This window comes from Bacteroides clarus, from assembly GCF_015555825.1.
GTDB classification, from domain to species: Bacteria; Bacteroidota; Bacteroidia; order Bacteroidales; family Bacteroidaceae; genus Bacteroides; species Bacteroides clarus.
Window position 1 is genome coordinate 541,503 of sequence record NZ_JADNLF010000001.1, and the last position, 20,098, is coordinate 561,600.

Genomic DNA, 20,098 nt, shown 5'->3' on the forward strand with positions numbered 1-20,098 from the left:
GTGAGATAGATTATGACAGAAAGAAAGGTCAGAGTCCGTTTTGCCCCAAGTCCTACGGGGGCGTTGCACATCGGCGGTGTGCGTACTGCGTTATATAATTATCTCTTTGCGCGTCAGCATGGAGGAGATTTAATTTTCCGTATTGAAGATACTGATTCTAACCGGTTTGTACCGGGAGCGGAAGAATATATATTGGAGTCTTTCAAGTGGCTGGGTATTCTTTTTGATGAAGGTGTCAGCTTCGGCGGAGAACATGGTCCGTACCGTCAGTCCGAGCGTCGTGAAATATACAAGAAGTACGTGCAGGTGCTGTTGGATGCTGGTAAGGCTTACATCGCTTTTGATACTCCGGAAGAATTGGATGCCAAGCGTGCGGAAATAGCCAATTTCCAGTATGATGCTTCTACGTGTATGCAGATGCGCAATTCGTTGACGCTCTCCAAAGAGGAAGTGGATACGCTGATTGCAGAGGGCAAGCAGTATGTAGTACGTTTCAAGATAGAACCGAATGAAGATGTGCATGTGAACGACTTGATTCGTGGCGAAGTAGTGATAAACTCGTCTATCCTTGACGATAAAGTTCTTTATAAATCGGCAGACGAACTGCCTACCTACCACTTGGCGAATATTGTGGACGACCATTTGATGGAAGTCTCTCACGTTATCCGCGGTGAGGAATGGTTGCCTTCCGCTCCGTTGCACGTGCTGTTGTATCGTGCTTTCGGCTGGGAAGATACGATGCCGGCTTTCGCGCATCTGCCGTTGTTGCTGAAGCCCGAAGGTAACGGCAAGCTCAGCAAGCGTGACGGTGACCGCCTCGGTTTCCCGGTGTTCCCGTTGGAATGGCACGATCCTAAGTCGGGTGAGGTGTCTTCGGGCTATCGCGAATCGGGTTATCTGCCTGAGGCCGTTATCAACTTCCTTGCCTTATTGGGCTGGAATCCGGGCAATGACCAGGAACTGATGTCGATGGACGAACTTGTGAAACTGTTCAATCTGAGCCATTGCAGCAAATCGGGTGCCAAGTTCGACTATAAGAAAGGTATCTGGTTCAACCATGAATATATTCTTCAAAAATCGGATGAAGAACTTGCGGAACTTTTCAAACCGGTGCTGAAAGATAATGGTGTAAATCCCGATGCATATAGCGATGCATTCCTTACTACGGTAGTTTCTTTGGTAAAGGGACGCGTCAATTTTGTAAAAGAGTTGTGGGATCAAACCCGTTTCTTCTTTGTCGCTCCCCGGCAATACGCTGAGAAGGATGTGAAGAAGCGCTGGTCGGAAGATACTCCGCGCATCATGACAGAGCTTATGGAAGTGCTTCGCGGCATTGCGGATTTCTCGTCAAAACCATCAGAAGATATTGTAATCGGTTGGATTACGGAAAAGGAATATCACATGGGTAATGTGATGAATGCTTTCCGTCTGGCAGTGGTGGGCGAGTGCAAGGGACCGCATATGTTTGATATTACCGCGTTGCTGGGCAAGGAAGAAACGCTCTCCCGTATTCAGCGTGCTATCGAAACATTGAAATAAATAATCAGGAATGAGGGATTTCTTGTCATACCGTTTGCATTCTTCATTATTCATTCTTAACTGAGATAGTATGCTTTATAATTTGGCAATAATAATCTATGATATTGTGGTACATCTGACTGCTCCTTTCAGCCGTAAACCACGGAAGATGATGAAGGGACATTGGGTGGTGTATGAGCTTCTTCGGCAACAGTTGGAGAAGGATGCGCGCTATATCTGGTTCCACGCGGCTTCTTTGGGCGAGTTTGAGCAGGGGCGTCCGTTGATAGAGAAGATACGTGCCAAATATCCCGATTATCGTATTTTGCTGACATTCTTTTCGCCGTCGGGTTACGAAGTGCGTAAGAATTACCGGGGGGCGGATATTGTTTGTTACCTGCCTTTCGATAAGCCACGCAATGTGAAGAAGTTCCTCGATTTGGTGAATCCCTGCATGGCATTCTTCATCAAGTATGAGTTTTGGAAAAACTATCTGGATGAGTTGCATAAGCGTCGCACACCTGTTTATAGCGTGTCTTCCATCTTCCGTCGCGGGCAGATTTTCTTTAAATGGTACGGCGGAACGTACAGAAACGTGCTGCGTAACTTCGACCATATATTTGTGCAGAATGAACGTTCCAAGCGTTATCTGTCGAAAATCGGCATCAATAAGGTGACTGTAGTGGGTGATACCCGTTTCGACCGTGTACTTCAAATTCGGGATGAAGCCAAGGATTTGCCACTGGTTGAGCTGTTTAAAAATAATACAATGACTTTTGTTGCCGGAAGCTCCTGGCAACCCGATGAGGATTTGTTCATCGAATATTTTAACCGGCATCCGGAAGTGAAGCTGATTATTGCTCCGCACGTAATTGATGAAAACCATTTGGTGGAGATAATCCGCAAACTGAAACGTCCGTATGTACGTTATACCCGTGCGGATGAGAAGAATGTCCGTAAGGCGGATTGTCTGATAATAGACTGTTTCGGGTTGCTCTCTTCCATCTACCGTTATGGGGAGATTGCCTATATCGGCGGTGGTTTCGGAGTGGGCATTCATAATACGCTGGAAGCTGCTGTGTACGGTATTCCGGTAATCTTCGGCCCGAAGTATCAGAAGTTCCAAGAAGCCATCCATCTGTTGGAAGCGAAGGGCGGGTTCTCTATCAAGAGCTATGAGGAGTTGAAAATATTGCTTGACCGTATGCTGGGAGATGAAGATTTCCTTCGTGAAGCCGGTAAAAATGCCGGAGCTTACGTAACCGATAATGCCGGGACTACGGATAAGGTTCTGGGTATGATAAACTTTTAGCAGATTGATTGTTATCAATCGAACAACCTATACTACCTGTCATTCAGAGCGAAGCGAAGAAGCTGCTCCTTCTACATATAGAGGAGAGTAGCTTCTTCGCTTCGCTCTGAATGACAGGTAGCCTTATTTATACCAATCGGAATACATCAGGTAGTTGTGCGCAATCTTCTGATTTAATTCTTTAGCCTGTTCAGGGTCTACCTTTTTGATGAATTTGGCAGGTACGCCTCCCCAGATGCTCCCCGGCTCTATTATGGTATTGCTAAGTACCAACGAACCGGCGGCTACAATAGCACCTTCGCCTACTACGGCATTGTCTAAGATAGTGGAACCCATGCCTACGAGTGCGTAATCCTTGATTGTGGCTCCGTGAATGGTGACATTGTGTCCCACAGAAACATGGTCTCCTATCTCAATTGTAGATTTCTCATACAGGGTGTGCAGTACGCTTCCGTCTTGAATGTTTACACCGTTGCCGATACGAATGGAGTTGACGTCGCCACGCAGTACGGTACTGAACCAGATACTGCAATCACGTCCCATTTTTACATCTCCGATGATAGCAGCGTTATCTGCTAAAAAACAGTTCTCTCCGATTTCCGGAGTAAAGCCTCTTACTGATTTTATTAGTGCCATTTTATTTAGTGATTATTGCTTTACATGCTTCTTTCAACCATTCCCTTTCATCATTGTTCAAGTCCGGCGCCAATTTTTCGTATACAGTCTGGTGGTACTTGTTCAGCCACTTGATTTCTTCTGCTGTCAGCAGCTCTTTGATAATACCTTTCCGGCAGATGGGACATAGGGTGATTGTTTCAAATTTCAGGTAATTGCCGAACATGCCTTTGCCCGCAGGAACGGTCAATACAAGGTTTTCGGTACGGATACCATGACTCCCGGCTTTGTACACACCCGGTTCGTTGGAAGTAATCATACCCGGTTGTAAAGGGATGGGATTCTCGTTCATCCGTATGCTTTGCGGTCCTTCGTGTACATTGAGGAAATGTCCTACTCCATGTCCGGTTCCATGCAGGTAGTTCATGTGCTGCTGCCATATCGGCATGCGTGCCAACACATCCAGTTGCGCTCCGCGGGTACCTTCGGGAAATACGGCCATTGCCAATGCGATATGTCCTTTTAATATTAAGGTATAGTCAAGCTTTTCTTCTTCCGTCAGGTTGCCGAGCGCGATAGTGCGGGTTATATCTGTTGTTCCGTCCAGATATTGTGCTCCGGAATCCAGTAGTAGAAAACCTTCCGGTTTTAGCGCTACGTCCGTTTCTGGAGTGGCTTCATAATGAATGATGGCTCCGTGTTCTTTGTAGCCGGCAATCGTGTCAAAACTTTCTCCCATGTAGAGCGGCTGGGCTGCCCGGAATTCATGCAGCTTTCTGTCTACGCTGATTTCCGTTTCTCTGCCTGCAGGAACGGCCTCTTCCAGCCATTTCAAAAACCTGACTAATGCTATTCCGTCTCTTTGCATCGCTGCGTGGATTCCGATTATTTCTTGCTCATTGCGAACCGCTTTCAGCAAAGCAATGGGAGATGTACCGTTGATTATCCGGCATGCGGGACAAATCGCCGAATAGATGGCATAATTTGTTTTTACTGGATTTACCAGTATGCTTTCCGCATGAGTATTGCTAAGGTAATCTTCTATTTCTTTGTATCCGTGTATGGAAATACCGTTTGCTTTGAAATATGAAGCCAATTCGGCTGTGACCTTTTGCGGCTGGATGAAACAGTGTATTTCGTATCTCTCAATCAGCAGATAACTTACAACAACCGGATTACAATGCACGTCACTTCCCCGGATGTTGAGCAGCCATGCTATCTCGTCCAGTGCCGACAGCAATAAAGACTCTGCACCCGCCGCTTTCATTTTTTTCCGGACGGCCGACAGCTTTTCCGTAAAACTCTTACCTGCATACTTCGTGTCGTAAACAAATGCCGGAGCCAACGGCATTGCCGGTCGGTCGCTCCATAACAGTTGCATGGGGTCGGCAATGCTTTTTACATAAATGCCGCTTTGCCTCAGTTCCCGTTGCAGATGTTGCACTTCGTCGGCAGAAAACATTTTTCCGTCTATGCCCACTGTGTCGCCCTTCTGTAATAGCGAACTCAAAAATGCGGGAATACTTGGCGTTTCGGGTAACATCTCTTTGTATAATGCGATACCGGTTCCTTCTATTTGCCGGTCGGCTTGCAGGAAATAGCGGGAGTCGGTCCACAACCCGGCCTCTTTTGCTGTGACAACTACCGTACCCGCAGAGCCGGTAAAGCCTGAAATCCATTCTCTCGACTGCCAGTGCGGCGCTACATACTCACTGAGGTGAGGGTCTGTACTTGGAATGATGAATGCTTGTATGTTTTCTTTGGCGATGTGTGCCCGTAGGGCAACAATGCGTTCGTTTATTATTGAATTCATACTATAAAGGTATTGGTAAGTGCTTTCAAAGATACTCACTTTACTTCAATTATGGACGAGATCCGGTTATTTTATTATGGTCGCTGCCGCAAGTGCAACTTCTTGTACGGATGATTTTGATAACTGCCAGTAATAAAGGCAGGTATTTTATATCGGGATTATCGTTTTTTTTGCCGAAAGTTTTGTGAATAAAGAAAGTATGTGTAATTTTGCCGCTCAATTTGATCGTGAGATTTTATAAACCATTAAATTTTAAAAACAAAAAAATGATTGTAGTACCTGTAAAAGAAGGCGAAAACATTGAAAAAGCGCTGAAGAAATTTAAAAGAAAATTTGAAAAGACTGGTATCGTTAAAGAGTTGAGAAGCAGACAGCAGTTTGATAAACCGTCTGTGACTAAAAGACTTAAGAAAGAACGTGCAGTTTACGTTCAGCAACTTCAACAAGTAGAAGATTAATAATTCGTAATTTCCTTTGAATTATTGGATTCTTTTTCATACATTCGTTGCATGATTTAGATGTAACGATATGTTGTTGACAGATTCTTTTCTTGACTATCTTCTGTATGAGCGGAATTATTCCAAATATACCGTAGAATTCTACCGGACGGATATTCTTGAACTGCAGAAGTTTGGCGAGGAGCTGTTGGGTGATTTAACTCCGTCGGATGTAGATGCGGAACTTGTTCGTGAATGGATTGCTTCCTTGATGGATAGAGATTACGCTTTTAATTCGATAAATCGAAAGTTGAGTTCTATCCGTACTTATTATAAATACCTTTTGCGAAAAGGGGTGGTTGAGTCGGATCCATTACAGAAGATAACGAGGCCGAGGAAAAAGAAGTCGCTTCCGGTTTTTCTGAGAGAAAGCGAAGTGAATAGGCTGTTGGATGATATCGACTTTGGAGAAGGATTTGAAGGGTGTCGCGACCGTATGATTGTCGAAATGTTTTATGCGACCGGCATGCGACTTTCGGAATTGGTAGGGTTGGATGATAAAGATGTTGATTTCTTGGCTTCCCTAATTAAAGTGGTGGGAAAACGGAATAAACAACGTCTGATACCTTTTGATGAAGAGTTAAGATGTTCTATGCAGGAATATGTCAATGAGCGAAATAAATCGTTTCCGGTTCGTTCGGATGCTTTTTTTATTCGAAAGAACGGAGGACGGATTACTCGTAGTATCGTAGCATATATTGTGAAACGGAACCTGTCGAAGGTAGTAACTGTAAAAAAAAGAAGTCCCCATGTGTTGAGGCATACCTTTGCAACGGCTATGCTCAATAACGGTGCTGATTTAGGCTCGATAAAAGAGTTGCTTGGGCACGAAAGTTTGGCGACTACCGAAGTTTATACGCATGCTACTTTTGAAGAACTTAAAAAAGTGTATAATCAGGCTCATCCTCGGGCCTAAAGAAAAAGGAGGTAAGTATGATAGTTAGAATTCAATCGATTCACTTTGATGCGTCAGAGCAGTTGCAGTCTTTTATTCAAAAGAAAGCTGCCAAATTGGAGAAATATTACGATGATATAGAGAAAGTAGAGGTGTCATTAAAGGTAGTTAAACCGGAAACGGCTGAAAATAAAGAAGCCGGAGTGAAAGTGTTGGTTCCCAATGGCGAACTTTATGCAAATAAGGTTTGTGATACGTTTGAAGAAGCAGTCGATCTTTGTTTGGAAGCTTTGGAAAAACAGCTGGTTAAGTACAAGGAAAAACAACGGAGCAAATAAAATTCCGCTAAAATTTTGCGGGTAAAAAATAAATGTCTAAATTTGCAGCCGTTTCGCTCACGCTAGAACGTTACGGTTGCATTTTTTAAGCCTGCCTCTTTAGCTCAGTTGGCCAGAGCACGTGATTTGTAATCTCGGGGTCGTTGGTTCGAATCCGACAAGAGGCTCAAAAGAACGTGGATTGTCGTCGGAGAATTGAAATATATCGTACGAGGATTCCGGTAGAGGGAAGAAAAGAGTTCTATAGTATTGGGCAAATACCAGAGTGGCCAAATGGGGCAGACTGTAAATCTGCTGGCTTACGCCTTCGGTGGTTCGAATCCATCTTTGCCCACAACTCCGGTTTCCCTGCTGTTATAGCTCAGCGGTAGAGCACTTCCTTGGTAAGGAAGAGGTCCCGGGTTCAAGTCCCGGTAACAGCTCATAAAGATGTAAAAGCTGATTATTAATCAAATAAATAACAAGTAAAGCTATGGCTAAAGAGAAATTCGAACGTACCAAACCGCACGTAAACATTGGTACAATTGGTCACGTAGACCACGGTAAAACCACATTGACTGCTGCTATCACTACTGTGTTGGGCAAAAAAGGTTTTTCTGAAGTAAAATCATTTGATCAGATCGACAACGCTCCTGAAGAAAAGGAAAGAGGTATTACTATCAATACTTCACACGTTGAGTATGAAACCGCTAACCGTCACTATGCTCACGTAGACTGTCCGGGTCACGCTGACTACGTTAAGAACATGGTAACTGGTGCTGCTCAGATGGACGGTGCTATCATCGTAGTTGCTGCAACCGATGGTCCGATGCCTCAGACTCGCGAACACATCCTGTTGGCTCGTCAGGTAAACGTTCCTAGACTGGTTGTATTCATGAACAAGTGCGATATGGTAGATGATGCTGAAATGTTGGAACTCGTTGAAATGGAAATGCGTGAGCTGCTTTCAGCTTACGAGTTCGATGGTGACAACACTCCTTTCATTCAAGGTTCTGCTCTTGGTGCATTGAACGGTGTTGAAAAGTGGGAAGAAAAAGTTATGGAATTGATGGACGCCTGCGATAATTGGATTCCATTGCCTCCGCGTGATGTTGATAAACCGTTCTTGATGCCAGTTGAAGATGTATTCTCAATTACTGGTCGTGGTACTGTAGCTACTGGTCGTATCGAAGCCGGCGTTATCCACGTAGGTGACGAAGTAGAAATCCTTGGTTTGGGTGAAGACAAGAAATCAGTTGTAACTGGTGTTGAAATGTTCCGCAAACTGTTGGATCAAGGTGAAGCTGGTGACAACGTAGGTCTGTTGCTCCGTGGTATCGACAAGAACGAAATCAAACGTGGTATGGTTCTTTGTAAGCCAGGTCAGATTAAGCCTCACTCTAAGTTCAAAGCTTCTATCTACGTTTTGAAGAAAGAAGAAGGTGGCCGTCACACTCCGTTCCATAACAAATACCGTCCTCAGTTCTATCTGCGTACTATGGACTGTACAGGTGAAATCACTCTTCCGGAAGGAACTGAAATGGTAATGCCTGGTGATAACGTAGAAATCACTGTAGAATTGATCTACCCGGTAGCGTTGAACGTAGGCTTGCGTTTCGCTATCCGTGAAGGTGGTCGTACAGTAGGTTCTGGTCAGATTACTGAAATTCTCGACTAATAACCAAATATCTTAATCAGTTCCCGGTATTTTGTCGGGAACTGATTATGTTCACACGGGAGTAGCTCAGTTGGTAGAGCACCGGTCTCCAAAACCGGGTGTCGGGAGTTCGAGCCTCTCCTCCCGTGCTAATATTTTTGAAATGAAGAAGATAGTAGCTTATTTTAAAGAAACTTACGACGAACTTGTTCATAAAGTGTCGTGGCCTACGTATTCTGAACTTACTAACAGTGCAGTAGTTGTTTTATATGCTTCCCTGCTTATTGCATTGGTAGTATTTGCGATGGACTTCTGTTTCCAGCATTTAATGGAATTTGTTTATCCACATTAAAAAGAAGGAGAAATGTCTGAGATTGAAAAGAAATGGTACGTTCTGCGTGCTATTAGCGGAAAAGAAGCTAAGGTAAAGGAATACCTTGAAGCTGACATTAAAAACAGCGACCTTGGTGATTATGTATCTCAGGTATTGATTCCTACCGAAAAGGTATATCAGGTTCGCAATGGTAAGAAAATTGTGAAAGAGAGAAGTTATCTCCCTGGTTACGTTTTGGTGGAGGCTGCTCTGGTAGGTGAGGTCGCTCACCATCTGAGAAATACTCCTAATGTGATAGGGTTCTTGGGAGGATCGGAAAAACCCGTTCCTCTGAGACAGTCGGAAGTGAATCGTATACTTGGTACAGTTGACGAATTACAGGATGCCGGTGAAGAACTGAATATCCCGTATGTAGTCGGCGAGACTGTAAAGGTGAATTACGGTCCGTTCAGTGGATTCAGTGGAATCATTGAAGAAGTGAACACCGAGAAGAAGAAACTGAAGGTCATGGTAAAGATATTCGGACGGAAGACTCCGCTCGAATTGGGCTTTATGCAAGTAGAAAAAGAATAGTACAGGTGTTACGCTGTAATATTCTTCATTAATGTTTATATATAAATCAATTAAAAAATGGCTAAAGAAGTTGCTGGACTAATCAAATTACAGATTAAAGGAGGCGCGGCAAATCCATCACCTCCCGTTGGACCTGCTTTGGGTTCTAAGGGAATCAATATCATGGAGTTTTGCAAGCAATTCAACGCCAGAACCCAAGACAAAGCAGGAAAGATTCTTCCTGTGATTATCACTTACTACGCAGATAAGTCTTTCGATTTTGTAATCAAGACTCCTCCCGTTGCTATTCAATTACTTGAAGTGGCTAAGGTAAAGAGTGGTTCTGCTGAGCCTAACCGTAAGAAAGTTGCCGAGATTACTTGGGAACAGGTTCGTACGATTGCTCAGGACAAGATGGTTGACTTAAACTGTTTCACTGTAGAAGCTGCCATGAAGATGGTTGCCGGTACAGCTCGTAGTATGGGTATCGCTGTAAAAGGGGAGTTCCCGGTTAATAACTAATAAACTTCAATTAGAATGAGTAAACTGACAAAAAATCAAAAGTTGGCTGCAGAAAAAATTGAAGCAGGGAAAGCATACTCTCTCAAAGAAGCTGCTCAATTGGTAAAAGAGATTACTTTTACTAAGTTTGACGCTTCTCTGGATATCGACGTACGTTTGGGCGTTGACCCGCGTAAGGCTAACCAGATGGTGAGAGGTGTTGTATCACTTCCTCACGGTACTGGTAAAGTTACACGCGTTTTGGTGCTTTGTACACCGGATGCTGAAGCTGCTGCAAAAGAAGCCGGAGCTGACTATGTTGGTCTTGACGAATATATTGAAAAGATCAAAGGTGGATGGACTGATATTGATGTAATCATCACTATGCCGTCTATCATGGGTAAGATTGGTGCACTCGGTCGTGTACTCGGTCCTCGTGGATTGATGCCGAACCCGAAGAGCGGCACTGTAACTATGGATGTTGCTAAAGCTGTAAAAGAAGTAAAACAAGGTAAAATCGACTTCAAGGTTGATAAGAGCGGTATTGTTCACACTTCTATTGGTAAAGTTTCATTTAGTGCTGATCAAATTCGCGACAATGCGAAAGAATTCATCTCTACTTTGAATAAATTGAAACCGACCGCAGCCAAGGGTACATATATCAAGAGTATTTATCTTTCTAGCACGATGAGTGCGGGTATCAAGATTGACCCGAAATCAGTAGAAGAAATCTAATAAAACGGAGTAATAATGAGAAAGGAAGATAAAAGTACGATTATTGAGCAGATTGCTGCTACAGTTAAGGAATACGGTCACTTCTATTTGGTAGACACTACTGCTATGAACGCTGCTGATACAAGCGCGTTGAGAGCTTTATGTTTCAAGGCTGACATCAAACTGATGGTAGTTAAGAACACATTGCTTCACAAAGCATTGGAAAGCCTGGAAGAAGATTATTCTCCGCTTTACGACTGCATGAAGGGTACGACAGCTGTAATGTTTTGCAACACAGCGAATGCACCTGCTAAACTGCTGAAAGATAAAGCTAAGAACGGTATTCCCGGATTGAAAGCTGCGTATGCAGAAGAAAGCTTCTATGTTGGTGCTGACCAGTTGGATGCTCTCGTAAGTATCAAGAGTAAGAATGAAGTTATTGCTGAAATCGTTGCTTTGCTGCAATCACCGGCCAAGAACGTTATTTCTGCTCTGCAATCAGGTGGTAACACCATTCACGGAGTTCTCAAGACTCTCGGTGAACGTCCCGAAGCGTAACTTCGGAAACAAAAAAACATCAATTTATTTTAGTAATTAAACAATTAAAATCATACAAAAATGGCAGATTTGAAAGCTTTTGCAGAACAATTAGTTAACTTGACAGTAAAAGAAGTTAATGAACTTGCAACTATCCTGAAAGAAGAATACGGTATTGAACCTGCTGCTGCAGCTGTTGCTGTTGCTGCTGGTCCTGCAGCTGGTGCTGCTGCTGCCGCTGAAGAAAAATCTTCTTTCGATGTAGTATTGAAGAGCGCTGGCTCAGCTAAACTTCAAGTAGTTAAAGCCGTTAAGGAAGCTTGCGGTCTTGGTTTGAAGGAAGCTAAGGACATGGTAGACGGTGCTCCTAGCGTAGTAAAAGAAGGTTTGGCTAAAGACGAAGCAGAATCATTGAAGAAAACATTGGAAGAAGCTGGAGCTGAAGTTGAACTTAAATAACATTAGCCTGTCAATCAGGTAATTCGGTAAGGAACCCTTCGTGAAAAGGGTTCTTTACCTTTTTGTGTATATATTTAAAATTAAGTTCTACAAATCCATTAACAGATGTCTTCAAATACTGTAAATCAAAGAGTTAATTTTGCTTCGACTAAGAATCCGTTGGAATATCCGGATTTCCTGGAAGTACAATTGAAGTCATTCAAAGACTTTTTACAACTGGATACCCCACCCGAGAAACGTAAGAACGAGGGACTGTATAAAGTATTTGCTGAAAACTTCCCCATTGCCGATACAAGAAATAATTTTGTTCTTGAGTTTTTGGACTACTATATTGATCCGCCGCGTTATACTATAAACGAATGTATAGAGCGAGGGCTTACCTATAGTGTACCCTTAAAGGCAAAATTAAAATTATATTGTACCGACCCCGACCATGAAGATTTTGATACGGTTATTCAGGATGTATTCCTGGGTCCGATTCCTTACATGACGGATAAAGCTACGTTCGTCATCAACGGTGCGGAACGTGTTGTTGTGTCACAGCTTCACCGTTCTCCGGGCGTATTCTTCGGTCAGAGCGTGCATGCCAACGGTACTAAGTTATACTCAGCCCGTATCATCCCGTTCAAGGGTTCTTGGATTGAGTTTGCTACCGACATCAACAATGTCATGTATGCTTATATCGACCGTAAGAAGAAGTTGCCGGTAACCACATTGCTGAGAGCTATCGGTTTTGAGAATGATAAGGACATTCTTGAAATCTTCAACTTGGCAGAAGACGTGAAGGTGAACAAGACGAATCTCAAGAAGATTGTAGGTCGTAAGTTGGCGGCACGTGTATTGAAAACATGGATTGAGGATTTTGTAGACGAAGATACCGGTGAAGTTGTTTCTATCGAGCGTAACGAAGTTGTTATCGACCGTGAAACCATAATCGAGCCGGAACATGTTGACATTATATTAGAGTCGGGCGTTCAGAACATCCTTGTACACAAGGAAGAGCCGAACCAGTCTGACTACTCCATTATATATAATACTCTGCAGAAAGACCCCAGTAACTCGGAAAAAGAGGCAGTGCTTTACATCTACCGTCAGTTGCGAAATGCAGACCCGGCCGATGATGCCAGTGCACGCGAGGTTATCAACAACCTGTTCTTCTCAGAAAAGAGATATGACTTGGGTGATGTAGGTCGTTACCGTATCAACAGAAAGTTGAACTTGACGACAGATATGGACGTACGTGTCCTCACCAAGGAAGATATTATCGAGATTATCAAGTATCTGATCGAGTTGATTAACTCAAAAGCAGATGTTGATGATATCGACCACTTGAGTAACCGTCGTGTACGTACAGTAGGCGAACAATTGTCCAACCAGTTTGCTATCGGTTTGGCACGTATGTCACGTACCATCCGCGAGCGTATGAATGTTCGTGACAATGAAGTCTTCACTCCGATTGACTTGATTAACGCCAAGACTATTTCTTCCGTTATCAATTCATTCTTCGGAACGAACGCCTTGTCACAGTTCATGGACCAGACCAACCCGCTTGCCGAAATCACTCACAAGCGTCGTATGTCTGCTCTGGGTCCCGGTGGTTTGTCGCGTGAGCGTGCCGGTTTCGAGGTGCGTGACGTACACTATACTCACTACGGACGTCTGTGTCCGATTGAAACGCCTGAAGGTCCTAACATCGGTTTGATTTCTTCACTCTGTGTATTCGCCAAGATTAATGAGCTGGGTTTCATCGAGACTCCGTACCGTAAGGTGGCTAACGGAAAAGTAGACCTTTCGGATGAAGGTCTGGTTTATCTCACAGCCGAAGAAGAAGAAGAAAAGATTATCGCTCAGGGCAATGCGCCTTTGAACGATGACGGAACTTTCGTACGCGACAGAGTAAAATCACGTCAGGACGCCGACTATCCGGTTGTAGCGCCTGATGAAGTGGAATTGATGGACGTATCTCCCCAGCAGATTGCTTCTATTGCGGCCTCTTTGATTCCGTTCTTGGAGCATGACGATGCCAACCGTGCGTTGATGGGCTCTAACATGATGCGCCAGGCAGTTCCTTTGTTGAAGAGCGAAGCTCCGATTGTAGGTACAGGCATCGAACGTCAGCTCGCACGCGACTCTCGTACGCAGATTACTGCCGAGGGCGAGGGTGTGGTTGATTTTGTGGATGCTACGACTATCCGCATTCTGTATGACCGTACGGAAGACGAAGAGTTTGTAAGCTTCGAATCTGCACTGAAAGAATATACGATTCCTAAATGGCGTCGTACCAACCAGAACATGACGATTGACCTTCGACCTATTTGTGAGAAAGGTCAGCGTGTGACGAAAGGACAAATCCTTACCGAGGGTTACTCCACCGAACAGGGCGAGCTTGCTTTGGGTAAGAACCTGTTGGTTGCCTACATGCCTTGGAAGGGATATAACTATGAGGATGCCATTGTCTTGAACGAACGTGTGGTTCGCGAAGACCTTTTGACTTCCGTACACGTAGAAGAGTACTCTTTGGAAGTTCGTGAAACAAAGCGCGGTATGGAAGAGTTGACTTCCGATATTCCTAACGTAAGCGAAGAAGCTACAAAGGACCTCGACGAGAACGGTATCGTTCGCGTGGGTGCCCGTATCGAGCCGGGCGACATCCTAATTGGTAAGATTACTCCGAAGGGAGAATCAGACCCTTCTCCGGAAGAAAAGTTGCTTCGCGCCATCTTCGGTGATAAGGCTGGCGATGTGAAAGACGCTTCTTTGAAGGCATCTCCGTCTTTGAAAGGTGTTATTATCAGTAAGCGTCTGTTCTCCCGCGTCATCAAGACTCGTAGTTCCAAATTGGCGGACAAAGCGTTGCTGCCGAAGATCGACGATGAGTTCGACGGTAAGGTAGCCGACTTGAAGAAGATATTGGTGAATAAGCTCTTGAAGCTCACTGAAAACTACACATCCGAGGGTGTGAAGGACTATATGGGAGCCGAAGTAATTAGTAAGGGCGCTAAGTTCTCAGCTTCCGATTTCAGTGATATGGACTTCACCGCCATTCAATTGAGTAACTGGACAAAAGATGAGCACACAAACGGATTGATCCGTGCATTGGTGATGAACTTCATCAAGAAATATAAAGAGCTCGATGCAGAGTTGAAGCGTAAGAAATTCGCTATTACCATTGGTGACGAGTTACCTGCGGGTATCATTCAGATGGCTAAGGTTTACATTGCCAAGAAACGTAAGATTGGTGTTGGTGATAAGATGGCCGGTCGCCACGGTAACAAGGGTATTGTTTCGCGCGTGGTACGTCAGGAGGATATGCCGTTCTTGGCGGACGGTACTCCGGTAGATATCGTATTGAACCCACTGGGTGTGCCTTCACGTATGAACATCGGCCAGATATTCGAGGCGGTTCTGGGACGTGCCGGAAAGAATTTGGGCGTTAAGTTCGCTACGCCTATCTTCGACGGTGCCACGCTGGACGACCTGAACGAATGGACCGACAAGGCAGGTCTGCCCCGCTATGGCAAGACTACTTTGTTCGACGGTGGTACAGGTGAGGCGTTCGAGCAACAGGCTACGGTAGGTGTGACATACATGTTGAAACTCGGCCACATGGTTGAAGACAAGATGCACGCACGTTCTATCGGTCCGTACTCACTTATTACGCAACAGCCGCTGGGAGGTAAGGCGCAGTTCGGTGGTCAGCGTTTTGGAGAAATGGAAGTTTGGGCGCTCGAGGCATTCGGTGCGGCACACATCCTGCAAGAGATTTTGACTATTAAGTCTGATGATGTTGTCGGACGCTCCAAGGCTTACGAAGCAATCGTTAAGGGTGAGCCGATGCCTGCTCCGGGTATCCCCGAATCACTGAATGTATTGCTGCACGAGTTGAGAGGTTTGGGCTTGAGCATCAACTTAGAATAAATTGAAATTTGAGAATTGAGGATTGGGAGATGATACCTCTCAACCCTCAGTTCCCGACTTATCAACATTTATTTTTCAATTTTTAATTCTCAATTATCAATTATATATAAAAGTATGGCTTTTAGAAAAGATAACAAGATAAAGAGTAATTTCTCGAAAATCTCTATCGGTTTGGCTTCTCCCGAAGAAATCCTGGAGAATTCGAGTGGTGAAGTTTTAAAGCCTGAAACCATCAACTATCGTACGTATAAGCCAGAGCGCGACGGTTTGTTCTGCGAGCGCATTTTTGGTCCTATCAAGGACTATGAGTGCCATTGCGGTAAGTATAAACGCATCCGTTACAAAGGCATTGTCTGCGACCGTTGCGGTGTGGAAGTGACAGAAAAGAAAGTACGTCGCGAGCGTATGGGACACATCCAGTTGGTTGTGCCGGTAGCTCACATCTGGTATTTCCGTTCACTTCCTAATAAAATCGGTTACTTGTTGGGCTTGCCTACCAAGAAACTTGATGCCATTATCTACTACGAGCGTTATGTGGTTATCCAGCCGGGTGTATTGGAAGGCGAGGTAGCACAGTTCGATTTGCTCGAAGAAGGAGAATACCTGGATCTGTTGGACAAGTTGCCAAGCGACAACCAGTACCTCGAAGATTCAGACCCCAATAAGTTTGTTGCCAAGATGGGTGCGGAAGCTATTTACGACCTGCTGTCACGCATCGACCTCGACTCATTGTCTTACGACCTGCGTAACCGTGCGGGCAGCGATGCTTCGCAACAGCGTAAGAGTGAAGCTTTGAAGCGTCTGCAAGTAGTCGAGTCTTTCCGTGCATCACGCGGACGTAACAAGCCCGAGTGGATGATTGTACGTATCGTGCCGGTTATCCCACCCGAACTCCGTCCGTTGGTACCGTTGGATGGCGGACGTTTCGCCACTTCCGACCTGAACGACCTTTACCGTCGCGTTATCATCCGTAACAACCGCTTGAAGAGATTGATTGAAATCAAGGCTCCCGAAGTGATTTTGCGTAATGAGAAGCGCATGTTGCAGGAGGCTGTCGACTCATTGTTCGATAACTCCCGTAAGTCGAGCGCGGTGAAGACCGATGCCAACCGTCCTTTGAAGTCCCTTTCCGACAGCTTGAAAGGTAAGCAGGGACGTTTCCGTCAGAACCTGCTGGGTAAGCGCGTCGACTATTCCGCACGTTCCGTAATCGTTGTAGGTCCGGAATTGAAGATGGGCGAGTGCGGTATTCCTAAACTCATGGCAGCCGAACTCTATAAGCCGTTTATCATCCGCAAGCTCATCGAGCGCGGTATCGTAAAGACGGTGAAGAGCGCCAAGAAGATTGTAGATCGCAAGGAACCCGTTATCTGGGACATACTGGAACACGTAATGAAAGGACATCCGGTATTGCTGAACCGTGCCCCGACACTTCACCGTCTGGGTATTCAGGCATTCCAGCCTAAGATGATTGAAGGTAAGGCAATCCAGTTGCATCCGTTGGCATGTACGGCATTCAACGCCGACTTCGACGGTGACCAAATGGCCGTTCACTTGCCTTTGAGCAACGAAGCTATTCTGGAAGCGCAGATGCTGATGCTCCAGTCACATAATATCCTGAACCCTGCCAACGGTGCGCCTATCACAGTGCCTGCACAGGATATGGTACTCGGTTTGTACTATATCACCAAGTTGCGTAAGGGAGCTAAGGGTGAAGGCCTTACTTTCTACGGCCCCGAAGAAGCGCTTATTGCCTACAACGAAGGTAAGTGCGATATCCACGCGCCTATCAGCGTTATCGTTAAGGACATTGACGAAAACGGCAATGTAGTGGATAAGATGATGCACGACACTTCGGTAGGCCGTGTTATTGTAAACGAAATCGTACCTGCCAAAGCGGGTTACATCAATACGATTATTTCCAAGAAGTCACTTCGTGACATCATCAGCCACGTAATCAAGGTTTGTGGTGTGGCAGAAGCGGCCGAATTCCTCGACGGAATTAAGAACCTCGGTTATCAGATGGCCTTCAAGGGCGGTCTTTCGTTCAACTTGGGCGATATCATCATTCCCGAAGAGAAGGAAGCGCTGGTACAGAAAGGTTACGAAGAAGTAGAGCAGGTAATCAACAACTATAACATGGGTTTCATCACCAACAACGAGCGTTACAACCAGGTAATCGACATCTGGACACACGTAAACTCCGAGTTGTCAAACATCCTGATGAAAACCATTTCAAGCGACGACCAGGGATTCAACTCCGTATACATGATGTTGGATTCGGGAGCCCGTGGTTCTAAGGAACAGATTCGTCAGCTTTCCGGTATGCGTGGTTTGATGGCGAAGCCTCAGAAGGCAGGTGCCGAAGGTGGTCAGATTATCGAAAATCCGATTCTTTCTAACTTTAAGGAAGGTCTTTCCGTGTTGGAGTACTTTATCTCTACCCACGGTGCCCGTAAGGGTCTTGCCGATACCGCTTTGAAGACGGCCGATGCCGGATACCTGACCCGTCGTCTGGTCGACGTGTCTCACGATGTGATTATCAATGAAGAAGACTGCGGTACGCTCCGCGGACTGGTTTGTACGGCTTTGAAGAACAACGATGAAACAATCGCCACGCTGTACGAACGTATCCTGGGACGTGTATCCGTACATGATATCGTTCACCCTACAACCGGCGAATTGCTTGTTGCAGGCGGTGAGGAAATTACCGAAGCCATTGCGCAGAAGATTGAGGACTCTCCGATTGAGAGCGTTGAAATCCGTTCCGTATTGACTTGTGAATCCAAGAAAGGTGTTTGCGCCAAGTGTTACGGACGTAACCTGGCTACCAGCCGCATGGTTCAGAAGGGTGAAGCTGTCGGCGTAATCGCCGCACAGTCCATCGGTGAGCCGGGTACGCAGTTGACGTTGCGTACGTTCCACGCCGGTGGTACGGCGGCCAACATCGCTGCCAACGCAAGTATCGTTGCCAAAAATCCTTCCCGTCTGGAATTCGAAGAGCTCCGTACGGTAGATATCATTGACGAAGCAGGCGAACCCGCAAAAGTAGTGGTAGGTCGTTTGGCCGAAGTGCGCTTCGTAGATGTCAACACCGGTATCGTGCTTTCCACACACAACGTACCCTACGGTTCTACACTCTACGCAGCCGACGGCGAAGTGGTAGAGAAAGGCAAGTTGATTGCCCGTTGGGACCCGTTCAACGCGGTTATCATTACTGAAGCTACCGGTAAGATTGAGTTTGAAGGCGTTATCGAGAACGTTACCTATAAGGTGGAATCCGATGAATCTACCGGTTTGCGCGAAATCATCATCATCGAGTCTAAGGACAAGACGAAGGTTCCTACCGCGCATATCATGACCGAGGCCGGCGAGCTTATCCGTACTTACAACCTTCCTGTGGGCGGCCACGTGGTAGTAGAAGACGGACAGAAAGTAAAAGCCGGTGAAGTAATCGTGAAGATTCCGCGTGCCGTTGGTAAGGCGGGTGATATCACGGGTGGTCTTCCTCGTGTCACCGAATTATTCGAGGCCCGTAATCCGTCTAACCCTGCCGTGGTTTCCGAAATCGACGGTGAGGTTACAATGGGTAAAGTGAAACGCGGTAACCGTGAAATCATCGTTACCTCTAAGACCGGAGAAGTCAAGAAGTACCTTGTGCCGCTGTCCAAGCAGATTCTGGTACAGGAGAACGACTACGTGCGTGCTGGTACTCCGTTGTCCGACGGTGCTATTACGCCTGCCGATATCCTTGCCATTAAAGGTCCTACGGCTGTACAGGAATATATCGTGAACGAAGTACAAGACGTTTACCGTCTGCAAGGTGTGAAGATTAACGACAAGCACTTTGAAATCATCGTTCGCCAGATGATGCGTAAGGTTGAAATCGACGAGCCGGGCGATACCCGCTTCCTGGAACAACAGGTAGTGGACAAGCTCGAGTTCATGGAAGAAAACGACCGCATCTGGGGTAAGAAGGTAGTAGTAGACGCCGGAGATTCTCAGAACCTGCAACCGGGACAGATTGTCACTGCCCGCAAGTTGCGTGACGAGAACTCCATGCTGAAACGTCGCGACTTGAAACCCGTTTCGGTACGTGATGCAGTGCCCGCTACTTCTACACAGATTCTTCAGGGTATTACCCGTGCCGCTTTGCAGACTTCGAGCTTCATGTCGGCCGCTTCCTTCCAGGAAACGACGAAGGTGCTCAATGAAGCCGCTATCAACGGTAAGGTAGACCGTTTGGAAGGTATGAAGGAGAATGTTATCTGCGGTCACTTGATTCCTGCCGGTACAGGCCAGCGTGAGTTCGACAAGGTCATTGTCGGTTCAAAAGAAGAGTACGACCGTATGCTTGCCAACAAGAAAACGGTGCTCGACTATGCTGTGGATGATAAAGTAGAAGAGTAATATACTACGCTAATACAATCAGTGATTTTTATAATGAAAAAAGAGAGCC

Annotated in this window: 16 protein-coding genes and 4 tRNA genes; 18 read left to right on the top strand and 2 right to left on the bottom strand. The window is 45.6% G+C overall.

The window, feature by feature from the left end; all coding sequences use genetic code 11:
* Positions 1-12 precede the first annotated feature (12 nt).
* Both gltX and I2F54_RS02215 read left to right on the top strand, forming a co-directional pair.
* Positions 13-1,539: a glutamate--tRNA ligase gene (gene gltX / locus I2F54_RS02210; protein WP_195500424.1), complete on the top strand. Its 1,527-nt coding sequence runs from the start codon at positions 13-15 to the stop codon at positions 1,537-1,539.
* Positions 1,540-1,609: 70 nt separating this feature from the next.
* Complete coding sequence (locus I2F54_RS02215) at positions 1,610-2,830, top strand: 3-deoxy-D-manno-octulosonic acid transferase (protein WP_022217667.1); 1,221 nt, start codon at positions 1,610-1,612, stop codon at positions 2,828-2,830.
* Between the two features lie 123 nt (positions 2,831-2,953).
* Here I2F54_RS02215 and I2F54_RS02220 read toward each other — a convergent pair whose 3' ends face one another.
* Both I2F54_RS02220 and I2F54_RS02225 read right to left on the bottom strand, forming a co-directional pair.
* Positions 2,954-3,466 carry a gamma carbonic anhydrase family protein gene (locus I2F54_RS02220; protein WP_009122237.1) on the bottom strand — a complete coding sequence of 171 codons (513 nt, stop codon included), beginning with the start codon at positions 3,464-3,466 and terminating at the stop codon, positions 2,954-2,956.
* A gap of 1 nt (position 3,467) precedes the next feature.
* A complete protein-coding gene (locus tag I2F54_RS02225; protein WP_195500425.1) occupies positions 3,468-5,258 on the bottom strand; it encodes an aminopeptidase P family protein in 1,791 nt (596 codons plus the stop codon).
* Positions 5,259-5,524: 266 nt separating this feature from the next.
* Here I2F54_RS02225 and rpsU point away from each other — a divergent pair, with 266 nt between their 5' ends.
* From rpsU to rpoC, 16 genes are all read left to right on the top strand, one after another.
* Positions 5,525-5,716 carry a 30S ribosomal protein S21 gene (rpsU, locus tag I2F54_RS02230; RefSeq protein WP_002558090.1) on the top strand — a complete coding sequence of 64 codons (192 nt, stop codon included), beginning with the start codon at positions 5,525-5,527 and terminating at the stop codon, positions 5,714-5,716.
* 70 nt (positions 5,717-5,786) lie between these two features.
* Entirely contained in the window at positions 5,787-6,671 is an 885-nt protein-coding gene (xerA, locus tag I2F54_RS02235; RefSeq protein WP_195500426.1) for a site-specific tyrosine recombinase/integron integrase, read from the top strand.
* Between the two features lie 17 nt (positions 6,672-6,688).
* Complete coding sequence (gene hpf / locus I2F54_RS02240; RefSeq protein ID WP_087412071.1) at positions 6,689-6,988, top strand: ribosome hibernation-promoting factor, HPF/YfiA family; 300 nt, start codon at positions 6,689-6,691, stop codon at positions 6,986-6,988.
* Between the two features lie 93 nt (positions 6,989-7,081).
* Positions 7,082-7,155 (top strand) — tRNA-Thr (locus tag I2F54_RS02245).
* 84 nt (positions 7,156-7,239) lie between these two features.
* Positions 7,240-7,322: transfer RNA gene (locus I2F54_RS02250), tRNA-Tyr, on the top strand.
* A gap of 16 nt (positions 7,323-7,338) precedes the next feature.
* A tRNA-Thr gene (locus I2F54_RS02255) sits at positions 7,339-7,410 on the top strand.
* 50 nt (positions 7,411-7,460) lie between these two features.
* Positions 7,461-8,645, top strand: a complete 1,185-nt coding sequence (gene tuf / locus I2F54_RS02260; protein ID WP_009122242.1) for an elongation factor Tu — start codon at positions 7,461-7,463, stop codon at positions 8,643-8,645.
* 55 nt (positions 8,646-8,700) lie between these two features.
* Positions 8,701-8,773: transfer RNA gene (locus tag I2F54_RS02265), tRNA-Trp, on the top strand.
* A gap of 14 nt (positions 8,774-8,787) precedes the next feature.
* Positions 8,788-8,976: a preprotein translocase subunit SecE gene (gene secE / locus I2F54_RS02270; RefSeq protein WP_004291288.1), complete on the top strand. Its 189-nt coding sequence runs from the start codon at positions 8,788-8,790 to the stop codon at positions 8,974-8,976.
* Positions 8,977-8,988: 12 nt separating this feature from the next.
* A complete protein-coding gene (gene nusG, locus I2F54_RS02275) occupies positions 8,989-9,531 on the top strand; it encodes a transcription termination/antitermination protein NusG (RefSeq protein WP_004291287.1) in 543 nt (180 codons plus the stop codon).
* Positions 9,532-9,588: 57 nt separating this feature from the next.
* On the top strand, positions 9,589-10,032 hold the full coding sequence (gene rplK, locus I2F54_RS02280; RefSeq protein WP_004291286.1) for a 50S ribosomal protein L11: 444 nt from the start codon (positions 9,589-9,591) through the stop codon (positions 10,030-10,032).
* 15 nt (positions 10,033-10,047) lie between these two features.
* Entirely contained in the window at positions 10,048-10,746 is a 699-nt protein-coding gene (rplA, locus tag I2F54_RS02285) for a 50S ribosomal protein L1 (RefSeq protein ID WP_005656564.1), read from the top strand.
* 15 nt (positions 10,747-10,761) lie between these two features.
* The gene (gene rplJ, locus I2F54_RS02290; protein ID WP_009122244.1) at positions 10,762-11,283 is read left to right on the top strand and encodes a 50S ribosomal protein L10; all 522 of its coding nucleotides are present in this window, start codon (positions 10,762-10,764) and stop codon (positions 11,281-11,283) included.
* A 60-nt stretch (positions 11,284-11,343) separates the two neighbouring features.
* Positions 11,344-11,721 carry a 50S ribosomal protein L7/L12 gene (rplL, locus tag I2F54_RS02295; protein WP_009122245.1) on the top strand — a complete coding sequence of 126 codons (378 nt, stop codon included), beginning with the start codon at positions 11,344-11,346 and terminating at the stop codon, positions 11,719-11,721.
* Between the two features lie 105 nt (positions 11,722-11,826).
* Positions 11,827-15,639: a DNA-directed RNA polymerase subunit beta gene (gene rpoB, locus I2F54_RS02300; protein ID WP_195500427.1), complete on the top strand. Its 3,813-nt coding sequence runs from the start codon at positions 11,827-11,829 to the stop codon at positions 15,637-15,639.
* 114 nt (positions 15,640-15,753) lie between these two features.
* Positions 15,754-20,049 carry a DNA-directed RNA polymerase subunit beta' gene (gene rpoC, locus I2F54_RS02305; RefSeq protein WP_087425480.1) on the top strand — a complete coding sequence of 1,432 codons (4,296 nt, stop codon included), beginning with the start codon at positions 15,754-15,756 and terminating at the stop codon, positions 20,047-20,049.
* Positions 20,050-20,098: the final 49 nt, after the last annotated feature.